The organism is Nocardioides soli (assembly GCF_014191495.1).
GTDB classification, from domain to species: Bacteria; Actinomycetota; Actinomycetes; order Propionibacteriales; family Nocardioidaceae; genus Nocardioides; species Nocardioides soli.
The window spans coordinates 736,904-756,748 of the sequence record NZ_JACHWR010000002.1; the positions used below are offsets into that span (position 1 = coordinate 736,904).

General features: G+C 72.4%; 23 protein-coding genes. 11 read left to right on the forward strand and 12 right to left on the reverse strand.

The genetic code is table 11. The annotated features are described in order from the left end of the window. Positions 1–36 precede the first annotated feature (36 nt). From FHU40_RS13995 to FHU40_RS14025, 7 genes are all read right to left on the reverse strand, one after another. A complete protein-coding gene (locus FHU40_RS13995; RefSeq protein ID WP_183592914.1) occupies positions 37–429 on the reverse strand; it encodes a flagellar basal body rod protein FlgC in 393 nt (130 codons plus the stop codon). Next, complete coding sequence (gene flgB / locus FHU40_RS14000) at positions 429–791, reverse strand: flagellar basal body rod protein FlgB (RefSeq protein ID WP_183592915.1); 363 nt, start codon at positions 789–791, stop codon at positions 429–431. The genes FHU40_RS13995 and flgB overlap by 1 nt, the downstream gene beginning before the upstream one ends. A 160-nt stretch (positions 792–951) precedes the next feature. Continuing rightward, a complete protein-coding gene (locus FHU40_RS14005) occupies positions 952–1,302 on the reverse strand; it encodes a hypothetical protein (protein WP_183592916.1) in 351 nt (116 codons plus the stop codon). Beyond that, entirely contained in the window at positions 1,299–1,685 is a 387-nt protein-coding gene (gene fliS / locus FHU40_RS14010) for a flagellar export chaperone FliS (RefSeq protein WP_183592917.1), read from the reverse strand. Before fliS ends, FHU40_RS14005 begins: the two co-directional genes overlap by 4 nt. 17 nt (positions 1,686–1,702) lie before the next feature. Continuing rightward, entirely contained in the window at positions 1,703–3,043 is a 1,341-nt protein-coding gene (fliD, locus tag FHU40_RS14015) for a flagellar filament capping protein FliD (protein ID WP_183592918.1), read from the reverse strand. A 190-nt stretch (positions 3,044–3,233) separates the two neighbouring features. Continuing rightward, positions 3,234–4,358: a flagellin N-terminal helical domain-containing protein gene (locus tag FHU40_RS28985; RefSeq protein WP_183592919.1), complete on the reverse strand. Its 1,125-nt coding sequence runs from the start codon at positions 4,356–4,358 to the stop codon at positions 3,234–3,236. Between the two features lie 190 nt (positions 4,359–4,548). Further along, positions 4,549–5,397, reverse strand: a complete 849-nt coding sequence (locus FHU40_RS14025; protein ID WP_343057861.1) for a sigma-70 family RNA polymerase sigma factor — start codon at positions 5,395–5,397, stop codon at positions 4,549–4,551. Positions 5,398–5,633: 236 nt separating this feature from the next. On the opposite strand from FHU40_RS14025, the gene FHU40_RS14030 reads away from it, so the two are divergent. The 7 genes from FHU40_RS14030 (at position 5,634) to FHU40_RS14060 (ending at position 11,629) form a co-directional block, all read left to right on the forward strand. Then, complete coding sequence (locus tag FHU40_RS14030; RefSeq protein ID WP_183592921.1) at positions 5,634–6,110, forward strand: flagellar protein FlgN; 477 nt, start codon at positions 5,634–5,636, stop codon at positions 6,108–6,110. After that, complete coding sequence (gene flgK, locus FHU40_RS14035) at positions 6,110–7,519, forward strand: flagellar hook-associated protein FlgK (RefSeq protein ID WP_183592922.1); 1,410 nt, start codon at positions 6,110–6,112, stop codon at positions 7,517–7,519. Before FHU40_RS14030 ends, flgK begins: the two co-directional genes overlap by 1 nt. Positions 7,520–7,559: 40 nt before the next feature. Further along, a complete protein-coding gene (flgL, locus tag FHU40_RS14040; protein ID WP_183592923.1) occupies positions 7,560–8,471 on the forward strand; it encodes a flagellar hook-associated protein FlgL in 912 nt (303 codons plus the stop codon). Continuing rightward, complete coding sequence (gene fliW / locus FHU40_RS14045) at positions 8,468–8,935, forward strand: flagellar assembly protein FliW (protein WP_246390588.1); 468 nt, start codon at positions 8,468–8,470, stop codon at positions 8,933–8,935. The genes flgL and fliW overlap by 4 nt, the downstream gene beginning before the upstream one ends. 85 nt (positions 8,936–9,020) lie before the next feature. Continuing rightward, complete coding sequence (gene csrA / locus FHU40_RS14050) at positions 9,021–9,269, forward strand: carbon storage regulator CsrA (protein WP_183592924.1); 249 nt, start codon at positions 9,021–9,023, stop codon at positions 9,267–9,269. A 336-nt stretch (positions 9,270–9,605) separates the two neighbouring features. Then, positions 9,606–11,171: an MDR family MFS transporter gene (locus tag FHU40_RS14055; protein ID WP_183592925.1), complete on the forward strand. Its 1,566-nt coding sequence runs from the start codon at positions 9,606–9,608 to the stop codon at positions 11,169–11,171. Continuing rightward, entirely contained in the window at positions 11,168–11,629 is a 462-nt protein-coding gene (locus FHU40_RS14060) for a MarR family winged helix-turn-helix transcriptional regulator (protein ID WP_183592926.1), read from the forward strand. The genes FHU40_RS14055 and FHU40_RS14060 overlap by 4 nt, the downstream gene beginning before the upstream one ends. Before the next feature lie 168 nt (positions 11,630–11,797). Here the strand turns inward: FHU40_RS14060 and FHU40_RS14065 are convergent, their stop codons facing one another. Genes FHU40_RS14065 through FHU40_RS14075 form a run of 3 tightly spaced genes read right to left on the reverse strand, consistent with a single transcriptional unit; the run spans position 11,798 to position 15,548 of the window. Beyond that, a complete protein-coding gene (locus tag FHU40_RS14065) occupies positions 11,798–13,411 on the reverse strand; it encodes a glycoside hydrolase family 13 protein (protein ID WP_246390589.1) in 1,614 nt (537 codons plus the stop codon). A 19-nt stretch (positions 13,412–13,430) separates the two neighbouring features. Then, entirely contained in the window at positions 13,431–14,138 is a 708-nt protein-coding gene (locus FHU40_RS14070) for a hypothetical protein (RefSeq protein ID WP_221199836.1), read from the reverse strand. Between the two features lie 48 nt (positions 14,139–14,186). Continuing rightward, positions 14,187–15,548, reverse strand: coding sequence for a cryptochrome/photolyase family protein (locus tag FHU40_RS14075; protein WP_343057862.1), 1,362 nt, complete (start codon positions 15,546–15,548; stop codon positions 14,187–14,189). A 38-nt stretch (positions 15,549–15,586) separates the two neighbouring features. On the opposite strand from FHU40_RS14075, the gene FHU40_RS14080 reads away from it, so the two are divergent. Beyond that, positions 15,587–16,273, forward strand: a complete 687-nt coding sequence (locus FHU40_RS14080) for an iron-dependent transcriptional repressor DtxR (protein WP_183592927.1) — start codon at positions 15,587–15,589, stop codon at positions 16,271–16,273. Positions 16,274–16,456: 183 nt separating this feature from the next. Further along, a complete protein-coding gene (locus tag FHU40_RS14085) occupies positions 16,457–16,780 on the forward strand; it encodes a hypothetical protein (RefSeq protein WP_183592928.1) in 324 nt (107 codons plus the stop codon). A gap of 20 nt (positions 16,781–16,800) precedes the next feature. On the opposite strand, the gene FHU40_RS14090 is transcribed toward FHU40_RS14085, so the two are convergent. Both FHU40_RS14090 and FHU40_RS14095 read right to left on the reverse strand, forming a co-directional pair. After that, entirely contained in the window at positions 16,801–17,634 is an 834-nt protein-coding gene (locus FHU40_RS14090; RefSeq protein ID WP_183592929.1) for a Sir2 family NAD-dependent protein deacetylase, read from the reverse strand. After that, entirely contained in the window at positions 17,631–17,900 is a 270-nt protein-coding gene (locus FHU40_RS14095; protein ID WP_183592930.1) for a DUF2277 domain-containing protein, read from the reverse strand. The genes FHU40_RS14090 and FHU40_RS14095 overlap by 4 nt, the downstream gene beginning before the upstream one ends. A 76-nt stretch (positions 17,901–17,976) precedes the next feature. Between FHU40_RS14095 and FHU40_RS14100 the strand changes: the two genes are divergently transcribed. Together FHU40_RS14100 and FHU40_RS14105 are read left to right on the forward strand one after the other, a co-directional pair. After that, positions 17,977–19,149, forward strand: coding sequence for a saccharopine dehydrogenase family protein (locus FHU40_RS14100; protein WP_183592931.1), 1,173 nt, complete (start codon positions 17,977–17,979; stop codon positions 19,147–19,149). 62 nt (positions 19,150–19,211) lie between these two features. Further along, positions 19,212–19,679, forward strand: coding sequence for an aromatic ring-opening dioxygenase LigA (locus tag FHU40_RS14105; protein WP_183592932.1), 468 nt, complete (start codon positions 19,212–19,214; stop codon positions 19,677–19,679). Positions 19,680–19,845: the final 166 nt, after the last annotated feature.

Genomic DNA, 19,845 nt, shown 5'->3' on the forward strand with positions numbered 1-19,845 from the left:
ACGAGGTCGTGGCGAGCGCGGTCGTGTGGTCAGTCATCACCGGCGTCCGATCTCGAGCGCGCTGCGGTAGGTGTCCTGGGCGTCCTTGGTGACCTGCACCGAGGCCTGGAAGCCGCGCTGGGCCATCACCAGCTGGGTCAGCTGCGTCGCGAGGTCGTTCTCGGGCGCGCGGACGTTGCCGTCGGCGTCGGCCAGCGGGCTGTCCGGATCGGAGACGACGCGACCCTCCGGGTCGGTGAGGGCCATGCCGACGATCTCCACCCCGCCCCCGGCGGCCGCCCGGACGATCGGGCTCTGGGCCTGGAACGCGGTCTCGTCGGTGCGCACGACCGTGTTGACGTTCGCGATGTTGCTGGCCAGCGCGTCCAGCCAGGTCTGGTGCATGCCCAGGGAGGAGCTGGCGATGCGCAGCGCGTCGAAGGCGCCCATCAGGGAGCCGCCACCGTGCGGATCAGGTCGAAGCGGTCGCTGGTGGCGCGCGTGACCATCTGGTACTGGAACTGGGACTGCACCGCCGCCAGGGTCTCCTTGCGGAGGTCGACGTTGTTGCCGTTCGCGCCGACCGGGGTGTCGGTGGCGGTCAGCGTCGGGGTGAGGGCGAGGTCGCTCGGTCCGGTCGCCCCGGAGCCGATGGCGGCGCGCAGGCTGGTCTCGAAGTCGACGCTGCTCGCGCGGTAGTGCGGGGTGTCGACGTTGGCGATGTTGTCAGCGATGACGCGCTGGCGCAGGGCGATCCCGTCGAGCGCGGACCCGAGGACCGCACCGACCGGATCGGACAGGTGGAACGACACGCCTGGCCTCCGATGAAAGACAAGGGGGGTGGGGGCCGTTCCGTCGGCGGGGGGCGAGCGATCCGTGCTCAGAACAGGTCATCGGCGGACCTGCGACGCGGTTGAGGAAATCTGGAGGGAAAGTGGGTCCGGACGTGCGGTTCGGTGGTCCTGAGCGGGCTCAGGCCGTGACGTCGACGTACACGGCGGCGCCGTCCTGGCGGGTCGCCCGGTCCACGCGGGCGGCAAACTCGTGCTGGCGTGCGATGGTGCCGAGCGCGTCGGTCATCGCGGCCTGGACCCGGCGCTGTCGCTCGCGGAGGGCGATGGCCCGGTCCCGCAGGTCGGCCGGGATCGGGCCATCGAGCATCGGCTCGTCCCAGTCCTCCGGTGCGGGACGGGAGGGATCCTCGAGCATCCGCTCGGCGCGGATCACGTCCAGCTCCAGCCGGTCGAGTGCCGTGGCCCAGTGCAGGTGGTGCCGCCGGGCCGCGCGGGCCGGGTCGTCGACGCCCCTGGCGGGGGCGCTCATGCCGTCTCGGCGAGCAGCGTGCCGGCGGCCTCGCGCCAGGTGTCGCGGAGCGTGGTGACGGTCTGCAGGCAGTACTCGGCGACCTGGAGGTCCTTGACCATGTTGGCCCGGACCAGCTCGTGGTGGAGGTAGTCGTAGAGCGACGCGAGACCGGCCGCGCCGGCCCAGACCGTCACGTCGAGGCTGGCGTTGAGCTCGAGGACGATCTCCTGGGCGTGCAGCAGCGGCTCGTGGGCCTGGCTCGGCTCACCCCGCCGCAGCGCCTCCGTGCCCCGCTGGACGTCGACGACCAACCGCTCGCAGAGCATCACCAGCAGCTGCGACGGCGTCGCGGTGGAGACGGAGGCCGCGAGGTAGGTCTCGCGCGGGTTGGGCATCGTCATCGGTCAACCTTTCGTGGTCACGAGTACGTCGGGAGGCTGGCGATCTGGCCCGCGAGCCAGCTGCTCTGGCTCTGCAGGTTCGAGAGCGCGGTCTCGAGCGCGGTGTACTGGCGCTGGAGGGAGGCGCGCCGCATCTCCAGGCGCGTGTCCCAGGCCTCGATGCTCTTGGTGAGCCGGTCGACGGTGGAGGTGTGTCCGGTGACGGCGTTCGTGATGGTGCCGTTGTAGGAGTCGGTCGCCGCTTTGGCGACCGACTCGACCCGGGCCGCCCAGCCGTTGGCCTCGGGCGTGGCGCCGGTGGTGAACTTCGCGGCGACACCCGCCGGGTCCGCGGCGTACGCCTCCTTGAACTTCTCGGCGTCGAAGGTGAGCTTGCCGTAGCGGTCGGTCTGGATGCCGAGCGGCGCCATCGAGGTGGTGCCGTCGCCGAAGACCGTGTTCAGCAGCTGGATGCGCAGGGCGCGGGCGGTGGAGTCGCCGGACAGGACGCCGGCGCTCGTGGTGCTGGTCTTGGCGGCCGTCTGGGTGTCGATCTTCGTGAGCAGCGCGTTGAGCTGGTCGACGAGCGACGAGACCGAGGCCGTGATCGAGGTGCTGTTCCGGGCCACCGAGACGGCGGAGCTCGTGCCCACCGTGGTGGTCGCGCCGAGCGTCACGCTGACGCCCGGCATCAGATCGGTGAAGGTGTTGGTGGAGGAGGTCGCGACGATGCCGGCGCCCAGGCTGATCTGGGCGTCGGTGCCGGCGCGCACCGTGGCGCCGCCCAGCAGGTCGCTGCCGTCGCCGTTCGTCAGCGTGAACGCCGAGGCCGCGCCGGTCGTCGTCGACTCGGCGAGCAGGCGGTAGCTGCCGTCGGCGACCCGGACGGCGGTGGCCTTCACGCCGGTGGTCTCCGTCGCCGCGTTGATCGCCGCGACCAGGTCCTCGAGGGAGCCCGAGCCGGCGTCGATCTGGTGCGGGACCCCGTCGGAGCCGGTGATCGTCACCTGCGGCTGGGAGACCACGTCGGTCAGCGCGGCGGGCGTGGTGAAGCCCAGCTGGTGGCTGACGGCCAGTCGGTCGACGGTGAAGGAGAAGGAGGACGCGGAGGCGCCGGCGGCGACGTCGACGGTGACGCCGGTGCCGGTCGCGGTGCCCTGCAGCGTCTGCCAGGTCTCGGCCTTGGCGAGCTTGGCGGCGTTGCCGGCCAGCAGGGTGGTGTCGGTGTTGAGCGCGCGCAGCGCGGTCAGGATCGCGTTCTCGCGGTCCTTCTGGCCCGAGAGCTTCACCTGCGGGATCCGCTCCAGCTGCATGAGCTGGTCGATGATCTCGGCGGTGTTCAGGCCACTGGCCAGGCCGCTGATGCTGCTGCTGGGCACGAGGAGCCTCCTGCTCGGACGACCGGGTTGACGACGGCGTTGGCGACGGTGTGCGACGGGGTTGACGACGGTGTGGGCGACGGGACGGCGATGAGGACGTCGCCCACAAGGCCCCGGGGGAGCGCGAGCGCTCCCCCGGGAACCTTCGGGTTCGTCGGTGGGTCAGCCTCCGGCCGACCCACCGACGAGATCAGCGCAGCAGGGAGAGGACGCCCTGCGGGGCCTGGTTGGCCTGGGCCAGCATCGCCGTGCCGGCCTGCGAGAGGATCTGCGAACGGGTGAAGTTCATCATCTCGCTGGCCATGTCCGTGTCGCGGATCCGGCTCTCGGAGGCCGAGAGGTTCTCCTGCGTCACGTTCAGGTTGTTGATGGTGTGCTCGAACCGGTTCTGCAGCGCACCGAGGTTCGCGCGGGAGGTGGAGACCGCCTTGATCGCCAGGTCGATGTCGTCGATCGCCGAGGTCGCACCGGCCTGCGTGGTCAGGTCGATCCCGTCGACGCCGAGGTCGATGGAGGAGAACCCGCCGGTGCTGGCGCCCGCGGCTGCGTTGGTGGTCGCCGCGGACAGGCCGCCGGTCACGGCGATGGCGGCCGTGTTGCCGGTCTTGCTGGTGACCACGAGGCCGCCGGTCTTCTGGTCGACGCTCGCCGAGTAGACGGCCGAGAAGTTGGCGTCGTTGTTCAGCTGGCCGGCGATGTCGTGCGCGTCGGTGCTGGCGGTCAGCGCGGCCGTGGTGGTGACCACGCCGCCCTGGGTGAAGACGGCGGCAGCGGCGGTGGCGACTGCGGCGCCGTTGTTCCACGACGACTTGGCGGCGCTGGTGTTGCCCGAGTTGATCTTGACGTCGATCGTGTCGCCCGAGGCGTAGCCGACCTGGAACTTGCCGTCGAAGTTGCCCTTCAGCAGGTCGATGTTGTTGAAGGTGGTCTTCTCCGCGATCCGGGTCAGCTCCTCCTTCAGCGCGTCGGACTCGGCCTCGATCGCGTTGCGCGAGTCGGTGTCGTTGGAGTCGTTCGCCGACTGCACGGCCAGGTCGCGCATGCGCTGCAGGATGGAGTGGGTCTCGGTGAGCGCACCTTCAGCGGTCTGCACGACGCTGACGCCGTCCTGCGCGTTGCGCACGGCGACCTTGATACCGCCCACCTGCGAGCGCAGGCCCTCCGAGATCGCCAGGCCGGCGGCGTCGTCCGCGGCCCGGTTGATGCGGTAACCGCTCGACAGCTTCTCGAGCGACTTGGACATCTGGCCCTGGGTCACCGACAGGTTGCGGTAGGAGTTGAGGGCGTCGATGTTCTGGTTGATGCGGAGACTCATGATGATTCCTTCCTGGATCTGTGAGTCGGTTCTGGAGCCCATCCGTGGGCGCCTTCAGGTGGTCCGATCGGCCGGCATCGGCAACGCCTGAGGGGATCGACGCAGAATTCTCGGGACTTCCTCTGCGGCGATCCCCTCGGGGCGTTCGCGTTCTGGAGTTGTGGGGAGGAGGTGCTGCGGGGAGGGCCCGTCAGGCGCTGGCGGTGATCGTGCTCCGGCCGGCGGCCTGCCCTCGCAGTCCCGACGCATGCCGGGCGGCGACCGCCGCGAAGTAGGCCTCCCGGCGCCGGGCGGCGGCTCCGCCCGGACGCGCGGCCTCGGGCACCAGGTCCGGCTCGAGCTCGTGGTTGAGGGCGTCGCGCAGCAGCACCAGCGCCTCGGCCCGCAGCTGCGACACCCGGGACTCGGTGACCCCGAGCGTGGCGGCGATCTCCGCCATCGGCCGCTCGGCGAGGAAGTACTGCTCCACGACGTGGCGCAGCCGCTCGGGCAGCTCCGCGATCGCCTCGGTGAGGTAGGTCAGTCGCTCCCGGTGCTCCAGCAGCACCTCGGGGGTCGGGCTGCTGGAGACGAGGCCGTCGGCCAACGTGTCGTCCTCGGACGCGTGCAGGGACAGGACCTGGGCGCGGGCGACGTCGTCGTCGTTCGCGGCCACCTCCTCGGCGCTCAGACCGCAGGCCTGGGCGACCTCGACGGTCGTCGCGGGCCGGCCGAGCGTGGACGCCAGCCGCGACCGAGTGGCGTCGAGCTCGCGAGCCCGCCGTCGGACCGAGCGCGAGGCCCAGTCGACGCTGCGCAGCTCGTCGAGGATCGCGCCCCGGATGCGAGTGCTGGCGTAGCGGTTGAAGGGCACGCCCCGATCGGGGTCGTAGGCATGGGCAGCCTGGACAAGAGCGGCGAGTCCGGCGGAGCTCAGGTCGTCTCGGTCCACGTGCGAGGGGACCCTGGCCATCGTCTCGCGAACGATGTGGCCGACCAGGGGCACGTGGACCACGATCAACGCCTCGGAGCCCGGCGGGACGTCGTTGTCATGGGTCACGAACGCAATTGTGCATTTCAAGGACGGTCGTGTCCGGTTTTCTTTCGGAATCCTTGAACTTTTACGTTTCTCTGCCGGTGGCCTGGACCACATCGGTAGGGAAGGTGCCCTCCTGAGGCACAACCGGTCGCCGCGTTCCTCTAAGGAGACCGAACCCGGCGGCCGATGGGGCATCTCGACGCCAGCACCGGGAGTCCCCCCTGGTCTGGACCATCGAGACCATCTGTGGGAGTGACGTGGAGAAGCTGACCTGGGTCCTGTGGCAGGAGCGGGAGCTCCTGGAGACCCTGCTCTACCGCCTCGAGATCGAGGAGCTGGTGATGTCCACCGGTCGCACGCGCTGGTTGGCCAACGCCGCCCGCGACGTCGACGAGGCCGCCGCTGCCCTGCGCGAGATGGAGGTGCTGCGCGCCGTCGCCGCGGACGAGGCGGCCGAGAGCGCCGGGCTCGCGCCGAACGCCGCCCTCGGCGAGCTGATCGACGCCGCGCCGGAGCCCTGGGCGGGGATCCTCGTCGACCACCGCGACAGCTTCCTGTCGCTGACCGACGAGATCGCCCGGGTCGCCCAGTCCAACCGGGCGCTGATCGTCGCGGGTCTGCGCGCCACCCAGGACACGCTGCTCGGCATCGACCGCAGCGCGGCCACCTACACCGCCGCGGGCTCCGTGGACCACGGGGACACCCGCAGTGCGGTCATCGATCGGAGCCTGTGATGTCCAACCCCTTCTCGTCCATCAACACCGCGCTGTCGGCGCTGCGCTACCAGCAGGCGGCCCTCGACATCGCGAGCACCAACGTCGCGAACGCCTCCGTCGAGGGCTACGTGCGCCGCCGGGTCGTCGGTCAGACCGTCGGTGCGGCGGCCGCGCCCGCGGTCTGGTCGCGCTCGAACGAGATCGGCAGCGGCGTGCAGGCCAGCGGCGTACAGCGGCTCGTCGACCCGCTGTTGGACACCCGGGTCCGCCGCGAGCACGGCCGGCAGACCTACCTCGACCTCAAGGCAGCCGCGATGGCCCGGGTCGAGACCGGCATCGCCGAGCCCTCGGACAAGGGGGTCGCGCGGGCGGTCGAGACCTTCAAGAACGGCATCGCCGACCTCGAGAACGCGCCGAACACCGACGCCGCCCGGGGCCAGGTCCTGGCCAACGGCGCCCTGGTGGCCGACGCGTTCAACATCCAGGCCCACAACCTGCAGGACGAGCTGGGGGACCAGCGGGCCCGCGTGCTCGCGACCGTCAAGGAGGTCAACGACCTCGCCCAGCAGCTCGCCGCGACCAACCAGACGATCGCGGCCTCGAGCGGCGGCGGCGACACGGCGACGCTGATGGACACCCGCGACCAGATCGCGCTGCGCCTCGCCGAGCTCACCGGCGCGACTGCCACGCCGCGTCCCGACGGCGGCATGGACGTGGTGGTGGGTGGCCAGTCGCTGGTCAGCGGACGGGATGCCTCGACCCTGCAGATCGCGAGCGGGATCAACCCCGACGGCACCGCCGACGGGGCGGCGGTGACCTTCCAGGTGCAGCCGCCGAGCGGAGCCGCGGTCGCGGTCGTGCCGTCGGCCGGCGAGCTCGCCGCGGGCGTCGAGCTGATCGACGTCGTGCTGCCCGACTATCTCGCCGAGCTGAACCAGCTGGTGGCGTCGTTCGCCGACGCCTTCAACGCGGCGCACCGGTCGGGCTACGACGCCACCGGCGCGGCCGGCGTCGACTTCTTCTCCTACGATCCCGCGGATCCGGCCGGCACGATCAAGGTCGCGATCACCTCCACCGGGCAGGTCGCGATCTCCTCGGTGCCCAGCACCGTGCCCGGGCAGGGCAACAACAGCACCGGCAACGCCGAGGTCCTCGCCGGCTCGATCACCATCGCGGACGGCTACCAGCGTCTGGTCAACGGCTTCGGCACCGCCGTCGCCTCGGTGCAACGGCTCGCCGACAACCAGCGGGTGATGTCCCAGCAGGTCGATGCGGCCCGCGAGCAGCTCACCGGCGTGAGCATCGACGAGGAGTCGGTCAACCTGGTGATGGCGCAACGCTCGTACGAGGCGGCGGCCCGGGTGATGACCACCGTCGACTCGATCCTCGACACCCTGATCAACCGCACCGGGCTGGTCGGCCGATGAACCGGCCCGCTCGGCAGCTCGCCTCGACGGGAGGACCCCGATGACACTCGTCCGCACCACCCAGAACATGCTCAGCCGGCAGTCCTTCACCGGCATGCAGGCGGCGATGGCCCGCGTGGCCAAGGCGCAGGAGCAGCTGAGCACCGGGCGCCTGATCAACCGCCCGTCGGACGACCCGACCGGCGCCACCACCGCGATGCGGATCCGGTCGTCGCTGGCGAGCGAGAAGCAGTTCGTCCGCAACGCCGACAGCGCGGTCGGCTGGCTCGACCAGACCGACGGCACGCTCTCGACGATCGGCAACCAGCTCTCGCGGGCGCGCGACATCGCGCTCCAGGGTGCCAACACCGGAGCCATGGGCCCGGAGGCGCGACTCGCACTCGCCACGGAGGTCGACCAGATCCGGGAGGGGCTGATCACCTCGGCGAACACCCAGTACCTGGACCGGCCGATCTTCGGCGGCATCACCGCGGGCCAGAAGGCCTACCACCCCGACGGCACCCTCGCCGACCCGGACGCCGTCAACCTCGGGAGCGCCGGCGGCGTGCACCGCACGATCGCCGACGGCGTACGGATGCGGATCGACCTCGAGGGGCCTCAGGTCTTCGGCGGCTCCCCGGACTCGGTCTTCGACCACCTGGCGGCGCTCTCGGCCGCGTTGAAGAGCGCCGACTCCGTGGGCATCGAGGCCGCCATCGACCGCCTCAAGGTCGATGCCGACCGGGTCACGAACGCCCAGTCGGAGATCGGTGCCCGCACGGTCCGGGTCGAGCGGGCGCGCGACGTCGCGACCGACGCCCACCTCACCCTCACCAACGCCCTGTCGGAGGTCGAGAACGTCGACCTCGCCCGGGCGACCGTCGACCTCGGTCTCCAGGAGGTCGCCTACCAAGCCGCCCTGGGCGCGACCGCCCGGGTCCTCCAGCCGAGCCTCTTGGACTTCCTGCGATGACTCTCACCCACGCCCTTGACATGATGGCCGTCCCCGAATCCGCCGACGGAGGTCTCGTGGCCGAGAACCACGCCCCGGTGATCGACATCCCGGTGATCGACATGGTGCTCCCGATGCCGGGCTTCCCCGAGCATCGGAGCTGGGCCCTCGTCCAGGTCGACGACAGCAGCGACCTGGGCAGCCTGAGCTCGCTCGACGAGCAGGGGCTGCGCTTCCTGGTCGTGCCGCCCGCGGCGTTCTTCCCCGACTACGCGCCCGAGGTGGGCGACGACGTCGTCGCCGCCCTCGGCATCGAGTCGGCCGCGGACGTCCTGGTGCTGGTCGTGCTCACCACCGGCCGCGGGCTGCACGACACGACCGCCAACCTGGCGGCACCGGTGCTCGTCAACCTCACCACCCGGCGCGCGGGTCAGGTCGTGCTCGACCAGCCGGGCCTGCCGGTGGCCGCGCCGCTGCTCGGGTGAGCACCGGCCACCTGTCCAGCCACCCGTCCAGTCGCGTTGGTGGCATCCCGGTCGGCGCACCCGGCTCGCCCGGTACGGTGGGCACATGCTGGTTCTGAGTCGCCGGGCGGGGGAGAGCGTCGTCCTGGGCGAGGACATCACGGTCACGGTCCTCGAGGTCCGCGGCGACGTGGTGCGGATCGGCATCGACGCCCCTCGCTCCCTGCGGGTGCACCGCGCCGAGCTGCTTGCCCAGCTCGAGGAGAGCAACCGTCAGGCCGCGTCCCCCAGCGCCGATCTGGTCGCCCAGCTGTCGAAGGCCCTCGGCCGCGACCGAGACACCGACTCCGACTGACCCGCGAGCCGGCACCCACCACGCCCGTGACTGCCGGGCGCCGGTGGTTTCGAGGCTCGGGCCTGGCGGCCCTCACGCCTCAACCACCGAGTGCGAGGTCGGTGGTTGAGGTGCGAGGAGCGCCAGCGACGAGCCTCGAAACCACCTGCCGGACGTCCGAGGGCCGACGACGGCGGCGGTGTGGCCCAGCCCACGCCGGAAATTGGTTGTTCGAGGCAACGAAGCCGGAATATGGTTGCCGTCGGCAACCTTTTACCTGGCATGAATCGAGCTTCCGTGACGCAGGCGCCTGACGCCCCCTCCCCAGCTCCGGCCTCCGCGGAGGAGTCCGGAGAGATGACCCACCGGCAGATCCTGGAGGCCCTCAGCGGCCTGCTGCTGGCGATGTTCGTGGCGATGCTCTCGAGCACCGTCGTCTCCAACGCCCTGCCCCGCATCGTCTCCGACCTGCACGGCAGCCAGACCGGCTACACGTGGGTCGTCGTCGCGACGATGCTCGCGATGACCGCGACCACCCCGATCTGGGGCAAGCTCTCCGACCTCTTCAGCAAGAAGCTGCTGGTCCAGCTCGCGCTCGTCATCTACATCATCGGCTCGCTGGTCGCCGCGATGGCGCCGAGCATGGGGGTGCTGATCGGTGCGCGTGTCGTGCAGGGCCTGGGCGTGGGCGGCCTGACCGCACTGGTGCAGGTCGTGATCGCGACGATGATCTCCCCGCGCGAGCGCGGCCGCTACTCCGGCTACCTGGGCGCGGTGTTCGCGCTGGCCACCGTGAGCGGCCCGCTCATCGGCGGCGTGATCGTCGACTCCGCCCTCGGCTGGCGGGGCTGCTTCTTCGTCGGCCTGCCGTTCGCGATCGCCGCTTTCTTCCTGCTGCAGAAGACGCTGCACCTGCCCGTCGTACGCCGGCAGGTCGACATCGACTACGCCGGGGCGACGCTGATCATCGCGGGCGTCTCCACGCTGCTGATCTGGGTGAGCCTCGCCGGCAACAACTTCGCGTGGGGCTCCTGGGCGAGCATCGGCATGGTCGTGCTCGGGGTCGTGCTGCTGACCGTGGCCGTGTACGTCGAGGCGCGGGTCGCCACGGACCCGGTCATCCCGCTCCGCCTCTTCAAGGACCGCACGATCACGCTGGCGACGATCGCCTCGGTCATGGTCGGCGTCGCGATGTTCGGCTCGACGGTCTACCTGAGCCAGTACTTCCAGACCGCTCGCGGCATGAGCCCGACCGAGGCCGGCCTGATGTCGATCGCGATGGTCGGCGGGCTGTTCGTGTCGAGCATCGTCAGCGGCCGGATCATCACCGCGACGGGTCGCTGGAAGCGGTTCCTCGTCGGCGGCATGGTGCTCGTCGTCGTGGGGCTGGCGCTGCTCGGCACCATCGACGAGACCACGAGCCTGCTCGTCATCGGCTTCTTCATGGCGATCCTCGGCGTCGGCATGGGCGCGACCATGCAGAACCTCGTGCTCGCCGTCCAGAACAACGTCCCGATGTCCGACATGGGCGCCGCGAGCGCGGTCGTCGCGTTCTTCCGCTCGATGGGCGGCTCGATCGGCGTCTCGGCGCTGGGCGCGCTGCTCAGCCACCAGGTGGCGACCAAGGTGACCGACGGCCTGCACCTGATCGGCATCTCGACCACCAGCCACGAGAGCCACTCGATCCCCGACCTGGGCGCGCTGCCGGCGCCGGTGCGGGCGGTGTTCGAGAGCGCCTTCGGGCAGTCGTTCGGCGAGATCTTCCTGGTCGCCGCGCCGTTCGCGCTCATCGCGCTGGTCTGCGTCGCCCTGATCAAGGAGGTGCCGCTGCGTACCTCCAACCTCGAGTCGTACGCCGAGGCGTCGCCCGAGGTCGCCGCCGAGCTCCGCTCGGGGGTCGTCGAGGCGGAGGCCCGGCGATGACCACCGCCGTCGGCGCCGAGGTCGACCGCGCCGAGCTGCTCGGTGAGCTCGAGCGCGAGGTCGGCGTGATGATCGGCCGGATCCGCCGCCTGCTCCGTGAGCGAGCCCGGACCGTGCACGAGGAGCTGCAGTCGTCGACGTACCTGCTGCTGTCGTGGCTCGACACGCGCGGGCCGCTGCGCGCCTCGGAGATCTCCGAGACGTTCGGGATCGACAAGGGCGCGATCAGTCGGCAGGTGCAGCACCTGATCGAGCTGGGCCTGGTCGATCGCGCGCCCGACCCCGACGACGGCCGCGCCACGCTGCTGTCGGCCAGCGAGACGGCGCGGACCCGGCTGGCCGCCGTCAAGGAGGCCAGCCGCCTCTGGCTCGACCAGCGGCTCGACGACCTGCCCGACGAGGACCTCGCGGCCTTCGTCGGGCTGCTCGGCCGCTACAACGTCGCGCTCGGCGTCTGAGCTCCTAGTGGTCATCGCTGTTGATACGTCGGGGGTATCCGTGCTCAGGGTGGGTGCCTCGCAAGGCGGCGGCGCGACGGCATACCTGGTTGTCTACCGAGCGTCGCCAACGCGGCGAGGTGCGTGCACTGGGTGCGTAGACCCTGGGTGAATCAACGGTGATGGCCACTAGACCAGCCAGGCGGCGCTGTCCGGCGGCAGTTCCGTGTCGACCGGCCCGGTGGCGAGCAGCACCTCGCCGGAGGGCAGCGCCACCGGCGTCGTGCCGCAGTTGAGCACCGCGGTCACCGGTCCGCGCCGGAACGCCACCACGTCCTCGCCCAGGTCGAGCAGCTCGACGTCGTCGCCCGCGCTGGTCGCGAACGTACGCCGGGCGGCCAGCGCCGCGCGGTAGAACTCCAGGGTCGAGCCGGCGTCGCCGGTCTCGGCCTCGACCGTGAGCGGACCCCAGTCGTCGGGCTGCGGGATCCACGGCTGCCCCGCGCCCGGCCCGAAGTCGTACGGCGCGGCGGTGCCGCCCCACGGGATCGGGACCCGGCAGCCGTCGCGGCCGCCCTCGCCCGTGCGCAGGAAGAAGGGGTCCTGGCGGTGCTCCGGGGCGACCTCGACCTCGGGCAGACCGAGCTCCTCGCCCTGGTAGAGGTACGCCGAGCCCGGCAGCGCCAGCATCGTCAGCGTGGCCGCCCGCGCGCGGGCCAGGCCGACCGCGCCGCCGCCGTACCGGGTCACGTGCCGCACCACGTCGTGGTTGCTCAGCACCCAGGTGGGGGAGCCGTCGACCGGCGCGACGGCCGCCATCGTGCTGGTGACGACCTCGCGGAAGTCGGCGCCCGACCACGAGGCGAGCAGCCACGCGAAGTTGAAGGCCTGGCTGAACTCGTCGGGCCGGAGGTAGCGCGCCATCGACTCCGGCGTCTGGGTCCAGGCCTCGGCGACGAGCATCCGGTCGCCGTCGTACTTCGCCAGCACCTCGTGCCAGCGGCGGTAGACGTCGTGGACCTCGGGCTGGTCCCACATCGGCTCGTCGCGCACGGTGCGCTCGACCATCGGCACGTCGGCGGCGTCACGTGCGTCGCTGCTCGCGGTCCGGCCTGCCTCGACGATCTGGTCGCGTAGGCCCTCCTCCTTGAAGAGGCCGTGGGCCACGTCGACGCGGAAGCCGTCCACGCCCCGGTCGAGCCAGAAGCGGAGCACCTCGACGAACATGTCGCCGACCTCCGGGTTGCGCCAGTTGAGGTCGGGCTGGCTGCTGTCGAAGAGGTGCAGGTAGTACTGCCCCGTCTCTCCGGGGCCGGCCTCGACCTGGGTCCAGGCCGGGCCGCCGAAGACCGACATCCAGTTGTTGGGCAGTGAGCCGTCGGGCTGCGCGTCGCGGAAGACGTAGCGGTCGCGCTCGGGGCTGCCCGGGTCGGCGGCGAGCGCAGCCTGGAACCACTCGTGCTCGGTCGAGGTGTGGTTGGGCACCAGGTCGACGATCACCTTCAGGCCCAGCTCGTGCGCCCGCTCGATCATCTCGTCGGCGTCGGCGAGGGTGCCGAAGAGCGGGTCGACGTCACGATAGTCGGCCACGTCGTACCCGTGGTCGTGCTGGGGGGAGGTGTAGAAGGGCGAGAGCCAGATCGCGTCGACGCCGAGGTCGCGCAGGTAGGGCAGCCGCGAGGTGATGCCGGGCAGGTCGCCGACGCCGTCGCCGTTGCCGTCCGCGAAGCTGCGCGGGTAGATCTGGTAGGTCACCGCGTGCCGCCACCACTCCTGGCGCGGCATTTGATCGTTCAAACCCATGCGCTCCATCCTAGATGGCTCACCCGAAGGCCGCCGGGTCGACCGCGATCCACAGGTGCTCCGCGCTGCCGAGCAGGTCGCCGTCGGCGTCGTAGAGCGCCGACGCCGTGAACGTCTTGCGGCCCGAGGTCAGCCGGCCCAGCCCGACGACCACGTGCTCGGCGCCGACCTCGGGCAGCCGCTCGACCCGCGCGGTCATCCGGGCCAGCACCATCAGCCGCTCCTCGAGGTCGCCGGCCCAGCCGCCGACGCAGTCGAGCGCCGCCCAGGTCGTGGCGGGCAGGACGTCCGCGACCGACGCGTCGGGCGTCCAGGTGGCCGCGACCCGGGCGCAGCCCTCCTGGTCGGCGACCCGGCCGGGGAAGATCCGCAGCCCGTCATCGCGCGCCGTGCCGCAGGAGAAGCAGGTCGGGAAGGGGTGCGAGGTGAGGCCGGCGTACGACGCCTCGGCCGCGCGCGCCTCGGCCGGCGGCACCCAGGTGACGACCGTCAGGTCGCCGGCCGCGGGCTCGGCCCGCAGCACCGGAGCGTCGCCGTGGCTCGCGACGCGTGCGTCGTCCTCGACCCGGATCGGCATCGGGGTGTCGAGCGGCGGCGGCGCGAAGAGCGACACCGCCACGACCGGCGCGTCGACGTGCGCGGCCAGGGCCCCGGCGGACCAGCCGCCGTTGCCGGAGGACGGGGGGCCGCAGAAGCGGCGGGGGACGGTCAGCAGTGGATCGGACACGAGCCGACCGTTCCACGGCGGCCGGGCCCGGGTCCACCCCGCGGTCGCTCAGCGGATCTCCTCCCAGCGCGCCAGCGCCTCGCGCCGCTCCGTGGCGTGGTCGACGACGGCCTCGGGGTAGCCGGCCGCGGCCCGGTCCGCGGGGCTCGGGTCGTGCGGGTCGGCGGCCGCGGCGAGCTCGGGCACCCACCGGCGCACGTAGTCGCCCGCGGGGTCGAACCGGCGGCCCTGGGCGGTCGGGTTGAAGATCCGGAAGTACGGCGCGGCGTCGACGCCGCTGCCCGCGGCCCACTGCCAGTTCTGCTGGTTGGAGGCCAGGTCGCCGTCGACCAGCCAGCGCAGGAAGTGCCGGGCGCCGTGCCGCCACTCCACGTGCAGGTCCTTGACCAGGAAGCTCGCGACCACCATCCGCACCCGGTTGTGCATCCAGCCGGTCGCCCGCAGCTGGCGCATGCCGGCGTCGACGAGCGGGAAGCCGGTGCGGCCCTCGCGCCACGCGTCGAACCGCGCGCCCGGCTCGTCGTACCGCATCCGCGCGAAGGCCGGCCGCAGGTACTCCCGCGCCGTCTCGGGCCGCGCCCACAACACGTCGGCGAAGAACTCCCGCCAGGCCAGCTCGGTGCGGTACGCCGCGGCCCCGGTGCTGCGCAGCCGGGCCAGGTCGGCGAGCATCGTGCGCGGGTGGATCTCGCCCCACCGCAGGTGCGCCGACATCCGCGAGGTGGCGTCGAGGTCGGGCCGGTCGCGCTCCTCGTCGTACGCCGCGACGGTCTCGAGCAGCTCCCGCCACCGGCGCCCGGCCGCCGCCTCGCCGGCCTCGGGGAGCTCCAGGCGGGCGGGGAGCGCCGGCTCGGGGAGGTCGGCCGTACCCTCGTCGAGCTCCAGCCAGCTCCCGCCGCGGGGCGCGTCGACCGGCCCTCGCCAGCCGTGGTCGGCCCAGGCGCGCGAGAAGGGGGTGAAGACCTGGTACGCCGCGCCCGCCCCGGTGGTGACCCGGCCCGGGGCGACGGCGTACGGCGAGCCGGTGCGGACCAGCTCGACGCCCCGCTCGGTCAGGGCCCGCTCGACGGCCGCGTCGCGCCGGCTCCCGTACGGGCCGAAGTCGGCGCTCACGTGCACCCGGCCGGCGCCGACCGCGCGGGCGGCCAGCGGCACCCGGCGCACCGGGTCGCCCCGGACCACCGACAGCCGCGATCCGCGCCGCCGCAGATCGCGGTCGAGACCCCGCAGCGACGCGGCGAGGTAGGCCCGCCGGCTGGGCCCCGCCGGCCGCCAGAGTGCGGGGTCGAGGACGAACAGCGCGAGCACCGGGCCGTCGGCCACCGCCTCCAGCAGAGCGGGGTTGTCACTGAGTCGCAGGTCACGTCGGAACCACATGACCGCGGGTGTGGCGGCGCCCATCGTCGCCATCCTGTCAGTGGATTCGCGGATGGGACACAATGGCTCGCGTGAGCGATCTGATCGACACCACCGAGATGTACCTCCGCACCATCTACGAGCTGGTCGAGGAGGGCATCATCCCGCTGCGCGCCCGGATCGCCGAGCGCCTCCACCAGAGCGGCCCGACGGTCTCGCAGACCGTGGCCCGGATGGAGCGCGACGGTCTGCTGACCGTCGAGGGCGACCGGCACCTCCAGCTCACCGACGAGGGGCTGCGGCTGGCGACCCGGGTGATGCGCAAGCACCGGCTGGCCGAGCGGCTGCTCACCGACGTGATCGGGCTCGAGTGGGAGCTCGTGCACGAGGAGGCCTGCCGCTGGGAGCACGTGATGTCCGAGACGGTCGAGCGCCGGCTGATCAAGCTGCTCGACCACCCCACGGAGTCGCCCTACGGCAACCCGATCCCGGGCCTCGACGAGCTCGGGCAGCGCGAGAACGTCGAGGGCTTCATGGAGGGCGTCGAGCCGCTCTCCGAGGCGGCCGGGCCGACCGAGCGCCGGGTGCTGGTGCGCCGGATCTCCGAGGAGATGCAGAAGGACGAGATCCTGATGAGCGCGATGCGGCGGGTCGGCGCGCTCCCGGACAAGACCGTGACGGTCATCGCGACCGAGGAGGGCGTGCTGGTCGGCAGCGGCGGCGAGACCGCGGAGATCGTGCCCGAGGCGGCCGACCACATCTTCGTGCGCAAGCTCTGATCCGACCCTGGATCACCCAGATGGGTGAATAATGCCCCCGTTGGGGTCAGCACGAGGCAATTGTGGACGAACGTTGTCCGTGCTGTTGGGGTTCTGTTGCCGACTCGGCGGTAACTTGCCATCGGCGCGGCAGGGACGCGGCGTCGAGGGGGGCTGCCATTCTGTGGCAGTGGGAAGGTCGACATGGAGATCATCGAGCTCGATGGAGCGGTGCGCGTACGAGGCGAACGCAGCCTGGTCGTCGGTCACGGGCTGACCGGCCTGGACCGGGGGCTGGAGCCGCGCGAGTCGGTCGTGCTGCACACCCAGGACGGCGACTACTACGCCGCGCAGCTGCGCGGCATCGACTTCGAGGTCGAGGACACCGTCTACACCTTCGCCGTCGGGGCGCGGCTCCCGGAGAACCTCGCGCTCGAGCGCGTGGCGGGCCTCGACCCCGACCGGCACGACCTCTCGCTGCACGAGCTGGTCGACCTGCTCGGCGAGCTGCGCGGCCGCGCGGTCTGAACGGGCCGGCGGGGCGGGCGTCAGCCCGCCAGCTCGGTCAGGAACTCGCTGCAGCCCACCTCGAGCTTGTACGTCGCCAGCTCGTCGCCCCGGGTCGTGCCGCGGTTGACGATCACCACCGGCGTGCCGGCCCGGGCCGCCCGGCGCACGAACCGCAGCCCCGACATCACGGTCAGGCTGGAGCCGGCGGCCAGCAGCACCCCCTCGCACTCGGCCAGGGCCTCGACCGCGGCGTAGCACCGCGCGACCCGCGGGGGCGGGACGTTCTCGCCGAAGAACACGACGTCGGGCTTGAGCACGCCGCCGCAGCCGGCGCACCCGGGCACCACGAAGCCGGCGGTCTCGTCGAGGTCGACGTCGCCGTCGGGCCGCGACGCCGCCGCGGCGTGGCGCTCGGCGAAGCCCGGGTTGAGCTCCGCGAGCCGCTCCTGGAGCGCGGCCCGCGACGACCCGGCGCGGCAGTCGAGGCACACGACGTCGGCGATCCGGCCGTGCAGCGCGACCAGCCGCGGCGTGCCGGCCCGCTCGTGGAGCCCGTCGACGTTCTGGGTGATCAGCAGCTCCGGCGCGAGCCGGGCCAGCGCCCGGTGGCCGGGGTTCGGCTCCGCCCCGCCCATCCGGCCCCAGCCGAGGTGGCTGCGCGCCCAGTAGCGCTGGCGGGCGGCCGGGCCGGAGACGAACTCCTGGTAGGTCATCGGCGTCCGGTCGGGGGCACCAGGCCCGCGGTAGTCGGGGATGCCGGAGTCGGTGGAGAGGCCGGCACCGGTCAGCACGACCAGCGGCCGCTCGCGCAGCAGCGCGAGCGCGTCGGCGTACGCCGGCGTCGTGGGCGTGGTGGCGGGCGCCAGCGTCACCGGGCGTACCGGAGCTCGGCGCGGGCCCGGGCCTTGGCGGCCTCGACCTCACGGTTCTTCGGCGGCGCGGTCGTCACCAGCTCGTCGAGGAGGTGCTGGGTGAGGTGCGCGATCTCGGCCACCGCGCGGTCGAAGGCGGCCTGGTTGGCCTGGGACGGCTTGGTCGTACCGCTGACCTTGCGGACGTACTGCAGCGCCGCGGCGGTGACCTCGTCGCGGCTGGCCGGCGGCTCGAAGTTGTTCAGCGGGCGGATGTTGCGGCACATGCCCCGAGCGTACGTCGGCCCGGGCCGGCCCCGCTGTCTGCTCGGGCGTCTCAGGCGGGGGTGTCACAGTGGATCCATGCCTGCAGCACGCGAGCTCGACCTGGTCCTGTTCGGGGCGACCGGCTTCACCGGTGAGCTGACCGCCGCCTACCTCGCCCGGCACGCACCGGGCGACCTGCGCTGGGCGCTCGCCGGTCGCAACCGGCCGAAGCTGGAGGCCGTGCGCGGCCGCCTCGCCGAGATCGACGCCGCGCTCGGTGACCTGCCGCTGCTGCACGCCGACGTCGAGGACCCCGCCTCGCTCGCCGAGGTGGCCGGCCGCGCCCGGCTGGTGATCACGACCGTCGGCCCCTACGTGACGTACGGCGAGCCGCTGGTCGCCGCGTGTGCGGCGGCCGGGACCGACTACGTCGACCTCACCGGCGAGCCGGAGTTCGTGGACCGGATGTACCTGCGCCACCACTCGACCGCGGTGCGCAGCGGCGCCCGGATCGTGCACGCCTGCGGCTTCGACTCGGTGCCCCACGACCTGGGCGTGCTGCACGCCGTGCAGCATCTCGCCGCCGAGGGGCCGGTCACCGCTCGCGGCGTGGTGCGGGCGGGCGCGGCGTTCTCCGGCGGCACCTTCCACTCCGCGATGACGGCGCTCTCGCGGGCCAAGCAGGTCAAGGAGGTGACCGAGGAGCGCAGGCGCGTCGAGCCCCGGCCGGAGGGCCGCCGCTCCCGGGCGGTCGCGGGCAAGCCGCACCGCGACCCGCTGCTCGGCTACTGGCTGCTGCCGCTGCCGACCATCGACCCGATCGTGGTGGCCCGCAGCGGCGCGGCGCTCGCGGCGTACGGTCCCGACTTCCGCTACTCCCACTTCGCCGGCACCCGCACGCTGCGGTACGCCGTGGGCGGGGCGGCCGCCGTCGGCGCCATGGTGCTCACCGCGCAGGTGCCGCCGCTGCGGCGGCTCGCGCTCGACCGGGTCAAGCCGGGCGAGGGGCCCGACCCGGCCCGCCGGTCGCGGTCGTGGTTCAGCGTCGACGTCGTCGCCGAGGGCGACGGGCGCCGGGCGCACACCCGGGTCTCCGGCGGCGACCCGGGCTACGACGAGACCGCGAAGATGCTCGCCGAGTCGGCGCTCTGCCTCGTGCTCGACGACAACCCGCCCACCGCCGGCCAGGTCACCACCGCGCAGGCGATGGGCGACGCGCTGCAGGCCCGCCTGCGCCCCGCCGGCCTGCGCTTCGAGGTCGTCGCGTAGGACGCCGTCTTCCACCCGGAACGGGTGACCCCGGCCGGCGGCCCGGGTGCTTGTCTGGTCCCATGACCGAGCCAGAGGAGAGCCCGGCCGCCCCCGTGCATCCGGGCCAGCAGCGCACCAAGAGCGCCCGCACCATCGGGATCATCATCGCCGTGCTCGGCGCGATCTTCCTGGTGGCCGGCGTCGCGACCTACGCCATCGTCTCGAACACCCTCGCCCAGGAGCACATCACCGTCTCCGACGACGCCCGCTGGTTCGCGGGCAAGGACGTCAAGGGCCCGTTCACGGCGTACTCGCAGGCCGACATCATCGCCACGCACGCCGAGGAGATCGCGGGCGGCAAGACCTACTCCGAGCTCGCCCAGGACGACCCCAACCGCGCCACGGTGATGAACGCGTCGTTCCTCCGCGCCAGCCTGTTCACCTCGGTCGTGGCGTTCGGCGTCGCGGCGTTCGTGGCCGTGATGGGCGTCGTGCTGATGCTGCTCGGCTGGGGGCTGGTCCGGCTCAGCGGGCCGCGGTCCGCCTGAGCGCCGGCTCGTACGGCGGGCGTCTTGCCGTCCACCCGGGGCGGTCGTGTCGTCGCTTCATCAAGGGATGAGGGCGGAGCGCCGCCTCCCTGGCCGAACTCACCCGGGTGAGCGCGGGTCGACCTTCATCCCTTGATGAACCTGCGACCCCGAAACCCGAAGACCC

What these genes read in the sequence shown, in the direction of transcription:
- csrA (WP_183592924.1), top strand. Translation starts at nt 9,021, where the DNA reads ATGCTGGTTCTGAGTCGCCGGGCGGGGGAGAGCGTCGTCCTGGGCGAG.
- flgL (WP_183592923.1), top strand. Translation starts at nt 7,560, where the DNA reads ATGACACTCGTCCGCACCACCCAGAACATGCTCAGCCGGCAGTCCTTC.
- FHU40_RS14085 (WP_183592928.1), top strand. Translation starts at nt 16,457, where the DNA reads ATGGAGATCATCGAGCTCGATGGAGCGGTGCGCGTACGAGGCGAACGC.
- FHU40_RS14100 (WP_183592931.1), top strand. Translation starts at nt 17,977, where the DNA reads ATGCCTGCAGCACGCGAGCTCGACCTGGTCCTGTTCGGGGCGACCGGC.
- flgK (WP_183592922.1), top strand. Translation starts at nt 6,110, where the DNA reads ATGTCCAACCCCTTCTCGTCCATCAACACCGCGCTGTCGGCGCTGCGC.
- FHU40_RS14105 (WP_183592932.1), top strand. Translation starts at nt 19,212, where the DNA reads ATGACCGAGCCAGAGGAGAGCCCGGCCGCCCCCGTGCATCCGGGCCAG.
- FHU40_RS28985 (WP_183592919.1), bottom strand. Translation starts at nt 4,358, where the DNA reads ATGAGTCTCCGCATCAACCAGAACATCGACGCCCTCAACTCCTACCGC.
- FHU40_RS14075 (WP_343057862.1), bottom strand. Translation starts at nt 15,548, where the DNA reads ATGGCGACGATGGGCGCCGCCACACCCGCGGTCATGTGGTTCCGACGT.
- fliW (WP_246390588.1), top strand. Translation starts at nt 8,468, where the DNA reads ATGACTCTCACCCACGCCCTTGACATGATGGCCGTCCCCGAATCCGCC.
- FHU40_RS14055 (WP_183592925.1), top strand. Translation starts at nt 9,606, where the DNA reads ATGACCCACCGGCAGATCCTGGAGGCCCTCAGCGGCCTGCTGCTGGCG.
- fliS (WP_183592917.1), bottom strand. Translation starts at nt 1,685, where the DNA reads ATGACGATGCCCAACCCGCGCGAGACCTACCTCGCGGCCTCCGTCTCC.
- FHU40_RS14095 (WP_183592930.1), bottom strand. Translation starts at nt 17,900, where the DNA reads ATGTGCCGCAACATCCGCCCGCTGAACAACTTCGAGCCGCCGGCCAGC.
- FHU40_RS14060 (WP_183592926.1), top strand. Translation starts at nt 11,168, where the DNA reads ATGACCACCGCCGTCGGCGCCGAGGTCGACCGCGCCGAGCTGCTCGGT.
- FHU40_RS13995 (WP_183592914.1), bottom strand. Translation starts at nt 429, where the DNA reads ATGGGCGCCTTCGACGCGCTGCGCATCGCCAGCTCCTCCCTGGGCATG.
- FHU40_RS14065 (WP_246390589.1), bottom strand. Translation starts at nt 13,411, where the DNA reads ATGGGTTTGAACGATCAAATGCCGCGCCAGGAGTGGTGGCGGCACGCG.
- FHU40_RS14005 (WP_183592916.1), bottom strand. Translation starts at nt 1,302, where the DNA reads ATGAGCGCCCCCGCCAGGGGCGTCGACGACCCGGCCCGCGCGGCCCGG.